Here is a 15994-nt window from a genome sequence, read left to right as displayed (position 1 = left end):
GGCTTTTGTTTGTCGCAGGTTTACTCTTCGAGCTTCTGCGGCGTGTCCTGCCCCATGCAGCGCACAGCCTTTTTCTGGCCGTTGATCAGCACCCCGGTCAGGCCTTTCTGTTCGGTGTCGAACAGCACCAGCACGCCATCGATGCACTGCGCCACCTGCGGCGCCGGGTCCAGGGAGACCTTGTAGTCTTCGCCGGGAATGGTCTTGAGCATGGTGAATTCGTTGAGCAGCAACGCATCCTCGGGTTTGGCGAAGTGCAGGTAGCCGTAGTACCACAGGGCGCCGACGGTGCCGAGGATGCTGCAGATACCGGTGATGATCAGCGGGATGGCGTTGCGTTCTTCACTCATTGCGGACTCTCGTTTTCAGAATTCGGAGGTGGCGGGTAATTCGGGACTTCGCCGAGGCGGCGCAGGCCGTTGAAATGCTCGGGATCGTCAAGGTAACGCAGCATGACCTGGCGCCACACCGGATCGCCAAAGGTCTGCACATGGCCACCGCGAGTCAGTTGCAGCACGCGCGGTGGCGGCGCAGCTTGATACAGACGGATGCCATTGGAAAGTGGCACCAGCGGATCGTCGATGCTGTGGAAGATCAATTTCGGCACGCCTTTGAGCTGCGGCATCGAGTTGATCGCACTGTCGCTGTCCGGCACCAGCCACGACAGCGGCACCTGGAATGCCCAGGTCATCCACGACGTGCTGAGGGCGTATTGGCCGACGCTGCGGTAACTGGCCGGAACCCCGTCGAGCACAAAAGCCTTGAGCTGTTTTTGTCTTTCCGGATGTTGCACCAGCCAGTGCACCGCCATCGAGCCGCCGAGACTTTGACCGAGCAGGATCAGCGGCTTGCCTTTGACTTCCGGCGCCTTGTCCAGCCAGGCAAACGCCGCGTCGATGTCCTGATAGATCGCCGGCAGGCTCGGCTTGCCCTCGGACAGGCCGTAACCGCGATAGTCCACCAGCAGCACCTGATAGCCGTTTTTCGGCAACCACCAACTGCCGCCTAGGTGCATCGGCAGGTTGCCGCCGTTACCGTGCAGGTGCAGCACCGTGCCCTTGACCTCGACGCCGGGTTTGGCAGGCAGCCACCAGGCGTTCAGCTTGAGGCCGTCGGCGGTGGTCAGGGTGACGGTGCGGTATTCGAGTTTGGCCTTTTCCGGGGTGAATATCTGGCCCGGCTCGGGGTAGAACAGCAAAGAGCTGCAACCGCCGAGGGTCAGGAGCAGGCAGAGGATGCCGAGGATTCTCATCCGGTGAAACCTCGCGAAATTCGGGTTCCCACGCACCGCGTGGGAACGTTCAAGGGGGCTACAGGATGTTCGAGTAATCGGCCTCGATCCGGTCCAGGCTCAAGTGATTGAGGAAGTTGGAGAAGCACATCCACGCCGACAACGCGTTCATGTCGCGGAACTGATCCGGCAGATACTTCGGCGGTACCACCAGGCCTTCATCCACCAGTTGCCGCAGGGTTCGCATGTCCTCCAGCGTGGTCTTGCCGCAGAACAACAGCGGAACCTGCTCGAGCTTGCCTTTGCGCACGGCCAACTGAATGTAGTTGTAAACCATGATGAAGCCCTTGAGGTAGGACAAGTCTTTGGTGAATGGCAGACCGGTCGGCGTCGATCCACGGAAAACCCGACTGGCGTTGCCGTAGCTTTCCGCCATCTCGAAGCCCTGCTCGCGGAAGAACTCGAAGATCTGCAGGAAGTCCGCGCCCTCCTCCACCATATGAATGGCGCGGGTGCGGTTGGTCAGTTTGCGCAGGCGGCTCGGGTAAGAGGCGAAGGTGATGATTTCCATCAGGATCGCCAGACCTTCCTGAGTCACGGTCGACGAGGGCGGGCCCTTGGACAGGAAGGTGCAGATCGGCTGGTTCAGACCGTTGAGCGTGGTGCCGACGTGCACCAGGCCTTCGTGGACTTCCAGCGCGCGCACGTCGCGGTCGTTGAACATCGCGTCAGTGCGGATCTTGATGTAGTCGGCGCCCGCTGCCGCGTCGGCGACGATACCGTCGGACTCGAACACGCGGATGGTTTCCTCGGCCTCGCCGAACACCTTGTTCAGGCGCGTCTGCAACAAATGCACGGCGTCCTTGGCGGTAAGGATCTTCGGTTCGTCCTTCAGGTCGCCACGGCCGTCGATGTTGTTCAGGTAGTCCGACATCATCAAACCGAGGTCGGCCAGCGTCGGGTCACCGGCGTGAAACGCGTCGGACGCGGCGCCGTACAGTTCCTGGGAAATCAGGCCGAAATCCTCGGTGCCGCGCGCTTCGAGCATGCGCACCACCATCCGGTATTCCTTGCACATGCGGCGCATGATCTGGCCGACCGGGTTGAACTGGCCGAGCTGGCGGGTGATGTCCCGTTCGATGTTCTGGAATTCCAGCTTGACCTTGCTCGAATCGAAGGACAGCGGCCGGTTGAGGTAGTAGTCGCGATCCACCGCCGGCAATTCCTTGCCCTTGGCCTTGAGAAACCCCTTGCGGATGTTCTCGTCCCACTTGACTGCGTCAAGGACGCGAATCGGCGTCTGCGCCAGCACAATGCGATCGGACAGCGTGCGTATCGTCTGCTGGTAATCGTCCACCCGAAACTCCTGTAGAAAACGTGACGAACTGAATTATTTGGCCTTGGCCTGATGCTGGTAGCGCGCCGCTTCGACGAAAACGTCGGAATTGGCCGGGTCGTCGAGGTAAGCAAAGACCTTATCCAGCGGACTGTCGACCTGCACGCCCTGACCGTCATCGGTCGGGAAGCCCTGGCCGTCGAGGCTTTTCTGCGCAATGGCCTGGTTGATCTGTTCGAGATCGAGGTTGTAGATCACCAGTTCATGTTTGTCGGTGATCTCGAAACCGGCGATGGTGAAGTGCCCGCCATACTGCGCCGGCACCTTCGCCGACAGATACCAGCGGTTGCCATGACGCGACACAGTGAACGGATAAGCTTCCCGCTCATGGGGACGGGCCTTGAACCAGGTGACCGCCTGATAGCGGTCATTGCCCAGACGCGTGAGTTCCAGGTTCATCGGCTCGCCCCAGGCATTGGTGCTCGCCCATTCGCCGAGCAGGCCCCTGGGCGCCGGCTCACGGGCGGGCAGCGGATCCTTGAAGGTCACCAGACAACCGCTGAGCAGCAGGAACGACAGCGCGATCAACGCGCCACGCCAGGCTTTCATTCGACACTCCCTTGAACACCCGTTTCTTCTGATCGTTCCTACGCTCCGCGTGGGAACGATCAGGGTCGAGAATTACACCGACGCAAGCACCAGATGCATATAGCGCGTCAGAATGCCGAGCATGTCCTCTTCGGCCAAAGGCTCGGCGTCGTTGAGCAGGCCCTGATATTCCATCCGTCCGATAATCGCCGTCAACACCTTGGCATCCTGCTGCGGCTCGCGGGAGCCCAGCACCTGGAACAACTGGCAGGTGCCCTGCAACAGAATCTGCTGGTGGGAACGCACCAGTTCCGCCAGACGCGGGTTGAGCAGCGCTTCCTGACGGAACGCCTGTTCGGCCATCAAATGCTCGCGGCGGTTGACCAATTGCCGGTGCACGTAGTCGGCCATCAGCCGGGCGATATCGTCGGCCAGTTGCGAGCGCGACTCCGGGCTGCCGTCGCCGCTGACCACCATTTCCCGCAGCAGGCCTTCGTTGTTGATCCACAGCTTGGCCATGTAGGCCGCGCTGCGTTCGACGTATTGGGCGAAGGTATCGGTGAGCAGGTCATCGATGTCCTTGAAGTAATAGGTGGTGGCCGACAACGGCACACCGGCCTCGGCCGCCACCGCACGGTGACGCACGGCCCGCACGCCATCGCGCACGACAATGCGCATCGCCGCATCGAGAATGTCCTGCCGACGCTGCTCGCTGCCCTGTCGGCTGGCCTTGCGGCCCTGGTACTGAACACTTTCAGCGACCGCAGTGGCGATACCCGCTGCACCCTCTTGAGCCATTGCACCGATCACGACAGGACTTCCTCTGTTGTTTTTTTCAAAAGTAACCATTTGATACGTTTGTACCAGACAGGCAATAAAAAGCCGCCCATTTCAGGCGGCTTTTTTATTGAAACACTTACGCTTGCGGCCGCATGTGCGGGAACAGGATCACGTCGCGGATCGACGGCGAGTTGGTCAGCAACATCACCAGACGGTCGATACCGATACCTTCACCGGCCGTTGGCGGCATGCCGTACTCCAGCGCGCGAACGAAGTCGGCGTCGTAGTGCATGGCTTCGTCGTCGCCGGCGTCCTTGTCGGCCACCTGGGCCATGAAGCGCTCGGCCTGGTCTTCCGCGTCGTTCAGCTCGGAGTAGGCGTTGGCGATTTCACGGCCGCCGATGAACAGCTCGAAGCGGTCGGTGACGTTCGGGTTGTCGTCGTTGCGACGGGCCAGCGGCGACACTTCGAACGGGTACTGAGTGATGAAGTGCGGCTGTTCCAGCTTGTGCTCGACCAGCTCTTCGAAAATCATCACCTGCAGCTTGCCCAGGCCTTCGAAGCCCAGCACCTTGGCGCCGGCCTTCTTGGCGATGTCGCGCGCCTTGTCGATGTCGTTCAAGTCATCGGCGGTCAGCTCAGGGTTGTACTTGAGGATCGAGTCGAACACCGACAGGCGCACGAACGGCTCGCCGAAGTGGAACACCTTGTCGCCGTACGGCACGTCGGTGCTGCCCAGAACCAGCTGCGCCAGTTCACGGAACAGTTCTTCGGTCAGGTCCATGTTGTCTTCGTAGTCGGCGTAAGCCTGGTAGAACTCCAACATGGTGAATTCAGGGTTGTGACGAGTCGAAACGCCTTCGTTACGGAAGTTGCGGTTGATCTCGAACACTTTTTCGAAGCCGCCAACCACCAGACGCTTCAGGTACAGCTCTGGCGCGATACGCAGGAACATTTCCATGTCCAGCGCGTTGTGGTGGGTTTCGAACGGCTTGGCCGCTGCGCCGCCAGGAATGGTCTGCAGCATCGGCGTTTCGACTTCGAGGAAGTCGCGCTTCATCAGGAAGCTGCGGATGTGCGCGATCACTTGCGAACGGACGCGGAAGGTCTGGCGCACGTCTTCGTTGACGATCAGGTCAACGTAACGCTGACGGTAGCGCTGTTCTGTGTCGGTCAGGCCGTGGTGCTTGTCCGGCAGCGGGCGCAGGGATTTGGTCAGCAGGCGCACGCTGGTCATCTCGACGTACAGGTCACCCTTGCCGGAACGGGCCAGGGTGCCTTCGGCGGCGATGATGTCGCCCATGTCCCAGGTTTTCACCGCGGCCAGGGTTTCTTCGGACAGGGTCTTGCGGTTGACGTAGACCTGGATGCGACCGGTCATGTCCTGGATCACCATGAACGAGCCACGGTTGAGCATGATGCGACCTGCAACCTTGACCGGGATCGCAGCCTCTGCCAGCTCTTCCTTGGTCTTGTCCGCGTACTGTTTCTGCAGTGCTTCGCAGTAGTTGTCGCGGCGGAAGTCGTTCGGGAAGGCATTGCCCTTGGCGCGCTCGGCAGCAAGCTTTTCCTTGCGCAGGGCGATCAGGGAGTTTTCTTCCTGTTGCAGGGCTTGCGAATCGAGTTGTTGGTCGCTCATGTCTTTAAATTTTCCATCACAGGTTCGTTGCCCCCGCCGGTGACGGGGGACTTGAGGTCGGGTGAAGCTTACAGCCCCGATTTCAGGCTGGCTTCCAGGTATTCGTCGATGTCGCCGTCGAGCACCTTGTCGCAGTCACTGCGTTCGATGTTGGTGCGCAGATCCTTGATCCGCGAGGCATCGAGCACGTACGAACGGATCTGGTGACCCCAGCCGATGTCCGACTTGGTGTCTTCCAGCGCCTGGGACGCCGCGTTGCGCTTCTGCATTTCCTGCTCGTACAACTTGGCCCGCAGCATTTTCATGGCGGTGTCCTTGTTGGCGTGCTGGGAACGTTCGTTCTGGCAGCTGACCACGGTGTTGGTCGGTACGTGGGTGATACGTACGGCCGAGTCGGTGGTGTTTACGTGCTGACCACCGGCACCGGAGGAACGATAGGTGTCGATCCGCAGGTCTGCCGGGTTGATTTCGATTTCCACCTTGTCGTCGATCTCCGGCGAGACGAAAACAGCGGAGAACGAGGTGTGGCGACGGTTGCCGGAGTCGAACGGGCTCTTGCGCACCAGACGGTGCACGCCGATCTCGGTACGCAGCCAGCCGAAGGCGTATTCGCCCTTGATGTGCACGGTGGCACCCTTGATCCCGGCGACTTCACCGGCCGACAGCTCCATGATGGTCGCGTCGAAACCGCGTTTGTCGGCCCAGCGCAGGTACATGCGCAGCAGGATGTTGGCCCAGTCCTGGGCTTCGGTGCCGCCGGAACCGGCCTGGATGTCCAGGTAGGCGTTGTTCGGGTCCATCTCGCCGCTGAACATGCGACGGAATTCCAGCTTGGCCAGGGACTCTTCGAGACCTTGAAGGACTTCGACGACGTCGTTCACGGCGCCTTCGTCGTTCTCTTCGACGGCCATGTCGAGCAGCTCGCGGGAGTCGGCCAGGCCGGTGGCCAGCTCGTCCAGAGTGTCGACGATCTGCGCCAGCGCCGAGCGCTCGCGGCCCAGTTCCTGGGCGTATTCAGGTTTGTTCCAGACTGCAGGATCTTCAAGCTCGCGATTGACTTCGATCAGACGCTCATGCTTTTGATCGTAGTCAAAGATACCCCCGAATAGATTCGGAGCGCTCGGACAGGTCCTTGATGGTGTTCAGGATCGGATTGATTTCCATGACGGGCAGCACTCGTTGGCGAACTTTTGAAAGCCGGCGAGTATAACGTAATCAAGCTGTCACGGCAGCCCGTCTGGCGGCTCTTGAGGCGAATGAACCCGATGGTTCATTCGATCCCCACCTGGTTGCGCCCGTTGTTCTTCGCCAGATACAGGCCACGGTCCGCCGCCGAGATCAGCAACCGGCAGTCGCTGCCCGCCTCCGGCACCATGGTTGCCAGGCCAATGCTGATGGTCAGGCTCGCCCCTTCGGCCGGAGCATTGTGCGGAATCTTCAGCGCCGCCACGGTCTGGCGCAGCTTCTCCGCCACCAGCCGCGCCCCGCCTGGCGAGGTGTTGGGCAGCACCAGCGCAAATTCTTCGCCGCCATAACGCGCCGGCAGGTCCGACGGCCGGGCGCTGGCCTCGCGGATCGCCGTGGCGACCTTGCGCAGGGCCTCGTCACCTTCGACGTGGCCGAAGGTGTCGTTGTAGGACTTGAAGTAATCGACGTCGATCATCAGCAACGACAACTGGCTCTGGTCACGCAGCGAGCGGCGCCATTCCAGCTCCAGGTACTCGTCGAAGTGCCTGCGATTGGACAGCCCGGTCAGGCCGTCGGAGTTCATCAGGCGCTGCAGCACCAGGTTGGTGTCGAGCAATTGCTGCTGGCTGACCCGCAACGCGCGATAGGCCGCGTCCCGTTGCAGCAGGGTCATGTAGGAGCGCGAGTGATAACGGATGCGCGCCACCAGTTCGATGTTGTCCGGCAGTTTCACCAGGTAATCGTTGGCCCCGGCGGAGAACGCCGCGCTCTTGATCAGCGGATCTTCCTTGGTCGACAGGACGATGATCGGAATGTCCTTGGTCGCCGGGTGATTGCGGTATTCGCGCACCAGGCTCAGGCCGTCGAGGCCGGGCATCACCAGATCCTGCAGGATCACGGTCGGCTTGATCCGCACGGCGTGGGCCACGGCCTGATGCGGGTCGGAGCAGAAGTGAAAGTCGATGTTCTCTTCATTCGACAGCCCGCGGCGCACGGCTTCGCCGATCATCGCCTGATCGTCCACCAACAACACCATGGCGGCGTTCTCGTCGGTTTTGATGTCATCGATCTGTAAGTCATTCATGGGCGGTCACCTGAGTGCTGCGGGGGCCTGGATTGCGGAGTAATGCGTTCATTTGGGGAAAATCTCCAGCAATCGTGGCGCTATCTTTTCCAGTGGACGGATTTCTACGGCTGCATCGATGGCCGCGGCGGCCTTGGGCATGCCGTACACCGCACTGCTTTGCTGATCCTGCGCGATGGTCAGGTAACCCTGTTGGCGCATGAGCTTAAGCCCTTGAGCCCCGTCGCGTCCCATCCCGGTCAATAAAACCCCTACTGCGTCACCGTTCCAGTAATTGGCGACGCTTTCGAAAAATACGTCGATCGAGGGGCGGTAGATCTCGTTGACCGGCTCGGCGGTGTAGGCCAGCGTGCCGTTCTTGAGTAGCCGGATGTGATGATTGGTGCCGGCCAGCAACACCGCGCCGGCCTGCGGCGGCTCGCCCTCCCGGGCCAGACGCACATCGAGGCCGCTGGCACTGGCCAGCCATTCGGCCATGCCGGCGGCGAACACCTGATCGACATGCTGCACCAGCACGATGGCCGCAGAAAAGTTGCGTGGCAGGCCTTTGAGCAAAACCTCCAGCGCCGCAGGGCCACCGGCTGACGAGCCGATCGCCACCAGCCGCTGGCACGACGCCGAACTGCGCGGCGTGGTCTGCGCCGGGCGGGCGCGAGCGGTTTTCTCGCCGATCAGCCAGCCGATATTCAGAATCTTGCGCAACAGTGGCGCGGCCGCCTGCTGGGCATTGCCGGCACCGAGGGCCGGGGTGTCGACCACATCCAGCGCTCCGTGACCCATGGCCTCGAACACCCGGTGCACATTCTGCTGGCGGTCCACGGTGACGATGACAATCGCGCAGGGGCTCTCCGCCATGATTCGGCGGGTGGCCTCGACGCCATCCATCACCGGCATGATCAGATCCATCAGGATCAGGTCCGGGGTGTTTTCCGCGCACAGGCGCACCGCTTCGGCGCCGTTGTTGGCGACCCACACCACCTGATGCGCCGGCTCGAAGGCCAGCGCCCGGCGCAGGGCCTCCACCGCCAGGGGCATGTCGTTGACGATTGCGATCTTCATGCCCGCGCTCCTCCGATGAGCTCAACCACTGCGTCGAGCAGGGCATCGTCATGAAAACTGGCCTTGGCCAGATAATAGTCCGCCCCGGCATCCAGTCCACGGCGGCGGTCTTCTTCTCGATCCTTGTAGGACACCACCATCACCGGCAGCGATTGCAGGCGATTGTCGCGGCGCAACAGCGTCACCAGTTCGATACCGTCCATGCGCGGCATGTCGATGTCGGTGATCAACAGATCGAAATCCTCGGAGCGCAACGCGTTCCAGCCGTCCATGCCGTCTACCGCGACAGCGACGTCGTAGCCGCGATTGAGCAGCAACTTGCGTTGCAGTTCGCGCACGGTGAGCGAATCATCGACCACCAGAATCCGTTTGCGCGCGGCTTCTGCGGCCTGATTGCCATGGCGGGCGATGCGTTCCAGACGCCCGGTGTTCAGCAATTTGTCCACCGAGCGCAGCATGTCTTCGACGTCGACGATCAACACCACCGAACCGTCGTCGAGCAAGGCCCCGGCGGAAATGTCCTGCACCTTGCCCAGTCGCTCGTCCAGCGGCAGCACCACCAGCGTGCGCTCGCCGATGAAACGTTCGACCGCAACGCCGTAGATCGCATCACGCTCGCGGATCACCACGACCTTAAGCGTGTCACCGCTGTTCTGACTGGCTGGACGTTGCAATAACTGACTGGCCGCGACCAGCCCCACATGCCGGCCCTCGTGCCAGAAATGCTGGCGGCCCTCGACCTGCACGATGTCGTCCGGCGCCAGGTCGCACATGCGTTCGATGTGCGCCAGCGGGAAGGCGTAAGCCTCGTCGCCGACTTCCACCACCAGACTGCGCACCACGGAAAGAGTCAGCGGCACTTCGAGATGGAAGCGGCTGCCCTCGCCCGCCGTCTGCTCCAGCACCACCGCACCGCGCAACTGGCGGACCATGTGCTGCACAGCGTCGAGGCCGACACCCCGACCGGACACCTCGGTGACCTTGTCCCGCAGACTGAAACCCGGCAGGAACAGGAACGTCAGCAGCTCTTCTTCACTCAGCTGAGCGGCAGTTTCTGCCGGCGACAACTGACGTTCGACGATGCTGCGGCGGACTTTTTCCAGGTCCACACCGTTGCCGTCATCGCTCAACTCCAGCACCAGGAGCCCGGCCTGGTGTGAGGCCCGCAGACGGATCAGGCCTTCTTCGGGTTTGCCTTTGAGCAGGCGTTCTTCCGGTGTTTCGATGCCGTGGTCGACCGCGTTGCGCAGCAGGTGGGTCAGCGGCGCTTCAAGCTTTTCCAGCACGTCGCGATCGACCTGGGTTTTCTCGCCTTCGATCTCCAGCCGCACTTGCTTGCCGAGACTGCGGCCCAGATCGCGCACCATGCGCACCTGACCAGACAACACATCGGCGAATGGTCGCATGCGGCAGGCCAGTGCGGTGTCATAGAGCACCTGCGCGCGCTGACTCGCTTGCCAGGCAAACTCGTCGAGTTCGGCGTTTTTCTCCGCCAGCAATTGTTGGGATTCCGCGAGCAGGCGCCGCGCATCTTCCAGCGCTTCTTGAGCTTCGAGGCTCAGGGCATGTTCCTTGAGATGCACGTTGAGACTTTCCAGCGCCCGCAGGCCATTGTTCTGCATGCGCTTGAGGCGCTGCATGGTGGCCAGGTGCGGCTTGAGGCGCTGGGTTTCCACCAGGGATTTGCTCGACAGATCGAGCAAGCTGTTCAGGCGTTCGGCAGTGACCCGCAGCACCCGCTCGCCACCTTCGGTGGTGCGTTTGCTTTTGCGCGGCGCAGGCTCTGGCTCGGCCACCTCGACGGGGATTTCAACGGGCGCCGGTTCAACCACTGGCGGTGGCTGAAGCTGCAACTCGGCCATCGGTGGCGCGCTCGGTGCAGCGGCCACCACGGCCGGAGCCGCCGGGTCGAGCAAACCACCCATCAATGCCACGTAAGCCTCGATGTCCGCCGGTTGCGGGCCATTGGCCGGGGTGGCGATGCGCATCAGCAAATCGGTGCCCTGCAACAGCGCATCGATATGCTCCGGGCGCAGGAACAACCGCCCTTCCTGCGCACTGACCAGACAATCTTCCATCACGTGGGCAACGCTGACGCCGCTGTCGATGCCGACAATCCGCGCCGCGCCTTTCAACGAGTGTGCCGCCCGCATGCACGATTCGAGCTGATCGGCCTGGGTCGGATTGCGTTCCAGCGCCAGCAGCCCGGCACTCAGGACCTGGGTCTGGGCTTCGGCTTCGAGGCTGAACAGCTCCAGCAAGGAGGCGTCGCGCATTTGCTCGGGGGTCATGTGAGGCTCCGGGAGACGGCGGACAACAGCTGTTCTTCATCCAGCCAACGCAGGCTGCGACCTTTGAAAGGCAACACACCTCGGGTGTATTTGGCACTGGCCTGCGCCCCGGAACGCGACGCGGCATCGAGGATTCGTTCGTCGATGGCGTGAATCCCGTCGACTTCGTCCACCGGCACCACCACCGGCCCGCCCTTGGCCGCGATGATCAGCATGCGCGGCATGATCCGCGCGCCGGTCATCGGGGCGGCGTTACCGTCGAGATCGAGCAATTCGACCAGCGACAGACACGCCACCAGCGCTCCGCGCACGTTCGCTACACCGAGCAAGGCCCGGGAGCGCTGGTGCGGCAAGGAGTGAATCGCCTGCAACGGTGCGACCTCCACCAGACTGCGGGTGGCCAGGCCGAGCCATTCCTCGCCAAGACGGAACATCAGCAGCGAGCGGGTTTTCAGCTCGGTTTCAACCTGGCTCGCCACCGGGTCGCGCTCGTCCTGCTGCAACGCATAACGGTCGAGCAGGCGCGTGGCGGCGGCGGAATACACCGAGCAATTGCGGCAATGAATGTGTTCTTCCAGCAACGGGCAAGACTTGTCGCCGTGGATGCCGATGCGGTTCCAGCAATCGTCGATGGCCCGGGCGTCTTCGTGGGTGACGTTCAAGGTGTCGGACGGGATCATCGTTTACGCTCACTGTCGGCGGTGCGGCCGCTGCGGGCGGCGCGCTCCTGCAATCGTCTGGCACCGGCCGTATCGCCCTGGGCCTGCAGCAGCGCGGCCAGGTGCATCAAGGCTTCGGGGTGTTGCGGTTCGAGGTACAAGGCTTTGCGATAGTAGCTCTGGGCTTCCAGAGCAGAGCCGGCGACATCACTGAGCAGTCCGAGCCAGTAGAACACCTGGGCCACCGGTTCATGACTGCGCGAATACTGTTCGCACGCGGCACGGGCCTCGGCGCTTTTGCCTTCGTTGGCCAGGGCGGCAATGTTGGCCAGCAGGGTCGCCGCGTCGGGGTTCGGGCTTTTGGCAGTGGCGGGCAACGGCGTCACAGCGGCAAACGGGCGATTGCGCACCGGCGGCGGTGGCGTGCTGCGTACCGGTTGGCGCACAGGCAACGGGGTCGGGATAGCAACCGGCATCGGCAGCGGTTCGGGCTGCGGATCGCTGTGGCGACTGAACGCGAAAGACTGCGGAATCCCGATCGAACGCATGCCCAGCTTTCCGAGCAGACTGCCCTCGGCCGGGCCGATGAACAGCACGCCATCGACATGGGTCAGGCGCTTGAGCACGGCAAATACCTGTTGCTGGGTCGGCTGATCGAAATAGATCAACAGGTTGCGGCAGAACACGAAATCGAACGGCGGCTCGTTGACCAGCAACGCGGGATCGAGCACGTTGCCCACTTGCAGACGCACCTGCTCGCGGACGATTTCATTCACCCGATAGCCCTCGTTCTCGGCGAAAAAATGCCGCTCGCGAAAGTCCAGTTCCTGACCGCGAAACGAGTTCTTGCCGTACAACGCCCGCCGCGCCTTCTCCACCGACAAAGGGCTGACGTCCATGCCATCGACCTTGAACTGATGGGGCTTGAGGCCCGCATCGAGCAACGCCATGGCAATCGAATAGGGTTCTTCACCGGTGGAGCACGGCAGGCTGAGGATGCGCAGCGCCCGCATGTTGTTCAGCTCGGCCAGGCGTTTGCGCGCCAGTTTCCCCAGGGTGGCGAAGGACTCCGGGTAACGGAAAAACCAGGTTTCGGGGACGATCACTGCCTCGATCAGCGCCTGCTGCTCGTCCCGCGAACCTTGCAGTGTTTGCCAATATTCATCGGCCGTGACCATTTGCGCCAGGATGATGCGCTGGCGCACCGCCCGCTCGATGATTGCCGGCCCTACCGAAGCGACGTCGAGCCCGATGCGTTCCTTGAGGAAATCGAAGAAGCGCTGGTCGCTGCTCATGGCAGATCCTCAAGCCGCGCCGGATCCAGCGGCGGCGTCGGGAACAGCAGCGGGCGTACCGTATCGTCGAGCAAATCGTTGACCCGCACCCATTGCACCAGCCCCCGGGCGTCTTCACGCACCGGACCGAGGTACGGCGCCTGACGATTGTCGAGGCCGTAGGGCTGGAAATCATCCGGGTTGCAACGCAGGGTGTCGGTGGCCTGCTCGAGGATCAGCCCGAGCCATTGCGAGGGTTGCGAATCGTCGGCGCGGTAATGCACCAGCACCAGCCGCGTGCTGGTGCGCGCTTCGGCAGGCTGACCGAACGTCAGGGCACTGAGGTCGATCACCGGCACCACCGAACCGCGATAGGCGAACACTCCCGCCACCCAGTGCGGCGCCCGGGCAATCGGTTTCAGCGGCAGGCGCGGCAGCACTTCCGCCACTTCCGTGGCGCGCAGAGCGTAGCGTTCGCTGCCGATGCGAAACAGCAGGAACAACGCCTGCTTCGCCACCGGTGCAGCGCTGCGTTTGGCGATGATTTCGCTCATCAGACTTTGAATCGCGAAACGCCGCTGCGCAGGCCCACGGCCACCTGGCTCAGTTCGTCGATGGCGAAACTGGCCTGACGCAACGACTCGACGGTCTGGCTGCTGGCATCACCCAGTTGCACCAGCGCGTGGTTGATCTGCTCGGCACCGGTGGCCTGGGCCTGCATGCCCTCGTTGACCATCAACACCCGCGGCGCCAGCGCCTGCACCTGATGGATGATCTGCGACAACTGCTCGCCGACCTGCTGCACTTCGGCCATGCCGCGACGCACTTCTTCGGAGAACTTGTCCATACCCATCACCCCGGCGGACACCGCCGACTGGATCTCGCGGACCATCTGTTCGATGTCGTAAGTGGCGACAGCGGTCTGATCCGCCAGACGCCGCACTTCGGTGGCGACCACGGCAAAACCGCGACCGTACTCACCGGCCTTCTCCGCTTCGATCGCGGCGTTCAGGGACAACAGGTTGGTCTGGTCGGCGACCTTGACGATGGTCACGACGACCTGATTGATGTTGCCGGCCTTCTCGTTGAGGATCGCCAGTTTGGCGTTGACCAGATCCGCCGCGCCCATCACCGAGTGCATGGTGTCTTCCATGCGCGCCAGGCCTTGTTGGCCGGAACCGGCGAGCACCGAGGCCTGATCGGCGGCGGTGGAGACTTCGGTCATGGTGCGTACGAGGTCGCGGGAGGTCGCCGCGATCTCGCGGGACGTTGCGCCGATTTCAGTGGTGGTGGCGGCAGTTTCGGTGGCGGTGGCCTGCTGCTGTTTGGAGGTGGCGGCAATCTCGGTCACCGAGGTGGTGACCTGCACCGACGAGCGCTGGGCCTGGGACACCAGCGAGGTGAGCTCGGTCATCATGTCGTTGAAGCCGGTTTCCACGGCGTTGAATTCGTCCTTGCGGCCCAGGTTCAGGCGCGAACTCAGATCACCGGTGCGCATGGTGTCGAGAATCCGCACGAGCAGGTTCATCGGGGCCATGATCGCGCGCATCAGCAGAAGACCGCACAGGCCGGCGGCCAGCACGGCCACCAGCAGGGAGATGCCCATGCTGACTTTCGCCGCCGCGACCGCGTCGTCGATGTTGTTCATGGCTTCATCGGCAACGGCCTTGTTCTCGCGAATGATGTCGTTGAGCTTCATGCGGCCGGCGGTCCAGGCCGGGGTCAGTTGTTCATTGAACAACTTCGCGGCCGCGTCCTCCTGGTTGCGCACATGCAGGTCGAGCACTTGGGCCTGAATCTTGTTGTAGTTGAGTACGTCCTGCTTGAACACGGTGTACTCGGCCCGGTCTTCTGCAGTGGTGACAGTGCTTTCGTAGTTGCCCATCTGCTCGTTGAGACGCGCTTCGAAAGACTTGAAGTCCGCCGCGTCTTCGGCACTGATCCCCTGGCCTTTTTTCAGGCCCAGCAACTCCTGGGTCTGCAGATAGCTGTCGACCCAGGCACTGCGAATCATCGAGCTGAAATACACCCCCGGCACCGCGTCCTGACGCACGCTCTGCTCGCCGGCTTCGATCTTCAACAACCGTGAATACGAGACGACCACCATCAACAGCATGATGGCGATAATCACCGCAAAGCTCGCCAAAATGCGTTGGCGCAACGTCCAGTTCTTCACAGTCAGTCCTCGGGGCCAGATCGAAATTGCGGGGGAGTATAGCTGAGGGCGGTGTTTCATTTATAAGACGGTTTGCCGCGCTCGCGCCGCCCGAGCGTAAACAGGACGGGCTCTGGATAAGGACTTTCAAGGAATCGCAGGGCAACGTGCCAGTGGCGCAATGGCAAAAAGGGGCGATGGATTGGCCATTTCTGCAACGGAGAGGTCTGGCACTGACATAGCCATGTGCCATGGTGCGCAACTTCTTGCGCACTTGTTTCGCAAAATCGCCGCCTGATTCCGCTACAGCCCCCGGATTCCGTCGCCTGTAGCCAAGTGCGCAACTTCTTGCACACCACTGCGCAAGAAGTTGCGCACTTTCAGCCTAAATTTGGCATGAAACATCTTTAAACATGCACTTGACAGCAGTTTCGGCCCCGCATCACGGAGACTTTGGCAAAGCTGGCACGCTCTTTGATAACAGTCAGGCACCCACCGGGCGATTTCGCCTCCCGGGCACCCTAACTTTATCCGCAAGGAGCACCTCCCATGGCAACACCAGCGTACATGTCGGTTACCGGCGAAAAACAAGGCCTGATCACTGCCGGCGCCTTCACTGCCGACTCCGTTGGCAACACCTACCAGGAAGGCCACGAAGACCAGGTCATGGTTCAGGCTTTCACCCACGACGTGATCATCCCGCGTGACCC

At 62.0% G+C, this 15994-nt stretch carries 15 protein-coding genes; 1 reads left to right on the top strand and 14 read right to left on the bottom strand.

All coding sequences use genetic code 11. The annotated features are described in order from the left end of the window. Window positions 1-20: 20 nt before the first annotated feature. From ACKLNA_RS13490 to ACKLNA_RS13425, 14 genes are all read right to left on the bottom strand, one after another. Complete coding sequence (locus ACKLNA_RS13490) at window positions 21-350, bottom strand: hypothetical protein (protein ID WP_408986135.1); 330 nt, start codon at window positions 348-350, stop codon at window positions 21-23. Continuing rightward, on the bottom strand, window positions 347-1252 hold the full coding sequence (locus tag ACKLNA_RS13485) for an alpha/beta hydrolase (protein WP_408986134.1): 906 nt from the start codon (window positions 1250-1252) through the stop codon (window positions 347-349). The genes ACKLNA_RS13490 and ACKLNA_RS13485 overlap by 4 nt, the downstream gene beginning before the upstream one ends. A 58-nt stretch (window positions 1253-1310) precedes the next feature. Further along, on the bottom strand, window positions 1311-2588 hold the full coding sequence (locus ACKLNA_RS13480) for a flavohemoglobin expression-modulating QEGLA motif protein (protein ID WP_085712808.1): 1278 nt from the start codon (window positions 2586-2588) through the stop codon (window positions 1311-1313). 33 nt (window positions 2589-2621) lie between these two features. After that, window positions 2622-3176, bottom strand: coding sequence for a hypothetical protein (locus ACKLNA_RS13475; RefSeq protein ID WP_248738195.1), 555 nt, complete (start codon window positions 3174-3176; stop codon window positions 2622-2624). Window positions 3177-3248: 72 nt separating this feature from the next. After that, the gene (locus tag ACKLNA_RS13470; protein WP_011332647.1) at window positions 3249-3953 is read right to left on the bottom strand and encodes a TetR/AcrR family transcriptional regulator; all 705 of its coding nucleotides are present in this window, start codon (window positions 3951-3953) and stop codon (window positions 3249-3251) included. Window positions 3954-4071: 118 nt separating this feature from the next. Continuing rightward, complete coding sequence (lysS, locus tag ACKLNA_RS13465) at window positions 4072-5574, bottom strand: lysine--tRNA ligase (RefSeq protein ID WP_119427139.1); 1503 nt, start codon at window positions 5572-5574, stop codon at window positions 4072-4074. 68 nt (window positions 5575-5642) lie between these two features. Beyond that, a protein-coding gene (gene prfB, locus ACKLNA_RS13460) for a peptide chain release factor 2 (RefSeq protein ID WP_114881547.1) occupies window positions 5643-6738 on the bottom strand; the annotation gives its coding sequence in 2 pieces (ribosomal slippage) (window positions 5643-6665 and window positions 6667-6738; 1095 coding nt in all). Window positions 6739-6844: 106 nt separating this feature from the next. Further along, complete coding sequence (locus ACKLNA_RS13455; protein WP_085712805.1) at window positions 6845-7846, bottom strand: PleD family two-component system response regulator; 1002 nt, start codon at window positions 7844-7846, stop codon at window positions 6845-6847. A gap of 48 nt (window positions 7847-7894) precedes the next feature. Continuing rightward, complete coding sequence (locus tag ACKLNA_RS13450; protein WP_114881546.1) at window positions 7895-8905, bottom strand: chemotaxis response regulator protein-glutamate methylesterase; 1011 nt, start codon at window positions 8903-8905, stop codon at window positions 7895-7897. Further along, the gene (locus ACKLNA_RS13445) at window positions 8902-11196 is read right to left on the bottom strand and encodes a hybrid sensor histidine kinase/response regulator (protein WP_408986133.1); all 2295 of its coding nucleotides are present in this window, start codon (window positions 11194-11196) and stop codon (window positions 8902-8904) included. Before ACKLNA_RS13445 ends, ACKLNA_RS13450 begins: the two co-directional genes overlap by 4 nt. After that, on the bottom strand, window positions 11193-11876 hold the full coding sequence (locus ACKLNA_RS13440; RefSeq protein ID WP_408986132.1) for a chemotaxis protein CheW: 684 nt from the start codon (window positions 11874-11876) through the stop codon (window positions 11193-11195). Before ACKLNA_RS13440 ends, ACKLNA_RS13445 begins: the two co-directional genes overlap by 4 nt. Next, complete coding sequence (locus tag ACKLNA_RS13435) at window positions 11873-13150, bottom strand: CheR family methyltransferase (protein WP_408986131.1); 1278 nt, start codon at window positions 13148-13150, stop codon at window positions 11873-11875. Before ACKLNA_RS13435 ends, ACKLNA_RS13440 begins: the two co-directional genes overlap by 4 nt. Next, the gene (locus ACKLNA_RS13430) at window positions 13147-13683 is read right to left on the bottom strand and encodes a chemotaxis protein CheW (RefSeq protein WP_408986130.1); all 537 of its coding nucleotides are present in this window, start codon (window positions 13681-13683) and stop codon (window positions 13147-13149) included. The genes ACKLNA_RS13435 and ACKLNA_RS13430 overlap by 4 nt, the downstream gene beginning before the upstream one ends. Beyond that, complete coding sequence (locus tag ACKLNA_RS13425; RefSeq protein WP_085712799.1) at window positions 13683-15305, bottom strand: methyl-accepting chemotaxis protein; 1623 nt, start codon at window positions 15303-15305, stop codon at window positions 13683-13685. The genes ACKLNA_RS13430 and ACKLNA_RS13425 overlap by 1 nt, the downstream gene beginning before the upstream one ends. A gap of 528 nt (window positions 15306-15833) precedes the next feature. On the opposite strand from ACKLNA_RS13425, the gene tssD reads away from it, so the two are divergent. Then, window positions 15834-15994: type VI secretion system tube protein TssD (gene tssD / locus ACKLNA_RS13420; RefSeq protein WP_408986348.1), on the top strand; the 161-nt coding region annotated here is incomplete at its 3' end.

Source organism: Pseudomonas sp. UV AK001 (assembly GCF_046097675.1).
GTDB classification, from domain to species: Bacteria; Pseudomonadota; Gammaproteobacteria; order Pseudomonadales; family Pseudomonadaceae; genus Aquipseudomonas; species Aquipseudomonas kribbensis.
This window is presented reverse-complemented; position numbering and strand designations above follow the sequence as displayed.